Source organism: Massilia sp. CMS3.1, from assembly GCF_051262535.1.
Lineage (GTDB): Bacteria > Pseudomonadota > Gammaproteobacteria > Burkholderiales > Burkholderiaceae_D > Telluria.
In genome coordinates, this window is the sequence record NZ_JBIMES010000075.1 from 1 (window position 1) to 865 (window position 865).

General features: G+C 57.7%; 1 protein-coding gene. It reads left to right on the plus strand.

The genetic code is table 11. From position 1 onward, the window contains the following. Positions 1-57 precede the first annotated feature (57 nt). Positions 58-750: an IS6 family transposase gene (locus ACHAC9_RS24480; RefSeq protein WP_435764412.1), complete on the plus strand. Its 693-nt coding sequence runs from the start codon at positions 58-60 to the stop codon at positions 748-750. The last annotated feature ends 115 nt before the right edge of the window (positions 751-865 follow it).

Genomic DNA, 865 nt, shown 5'->3' on the forward strand with positions numbered 1-865 from the left:
GGAACGTCGACGGGCCAATCGGGTAAACTGCGGCGCCCGAACCCAGGACGAATCGATATGCTCAACTTCAAAGGGATGCGTTTTCCTATCGACGTGATCCTGGTCTGCATCCGTTGGTATGCAGCCTACCCGCTGAGTTACCGGCACCTCGAGGAGATGATGGAAGAGCGCGGCGTGTCGGTCGACCATTCGTCGATCAACCGGTGGGCGGTTCGTTTCCTGCCGCTCATCGAGAAGATGGCCCGGAAATACAAGCGCCCCGTCGGTGGCAGCTGGCGAATGGATGAGACCTATATCAAGGTCAAAGGGGTCTGGAAATACCTCTACCGCGCCGTCGACAAGCAGGGCAAGACTGTCGACTTCCTGCTAACGGCCAAGCGCGACATGGCTGCAGCGAAGCGCTTCTTCGACAAGACGATGGGTGCGAACGGCAATCCCGACAAGATCGCGATGGACAAGAGTGGTGCCAACAAGGCGGCGATCGACGAGGTCAACGCTGGTCGCGACGTCCGGATCGCGGTACGCCAAGTCAAATACCTCAACAACATCGTCGAGCAGGACCATCGCGCCATTAAGCGGGTGACCAGGCCCATGCTCAACTTCAAATCGTTCCGGTCCGCCAGTTCGGTACTGGCTGGAATTGAGCTGATTCACATGATCCGCAAAGGTCAGTTCGAGATCGACGGCGCCGAGGCGATGTCGTTCGCCGACCAATTTTCTGCGATGGCAGGAGTGGTCCGTCCAGTGTGAGGGGCGCAGCTCCGTTTTCGGCCAATTTCCGCCGTTTGATCAACAACGCGACATATATGGACGTCCGCAGTTTGCCAAGCAGAGAATGGGTGACAGTGAGTAGGAAAGGTTGCAG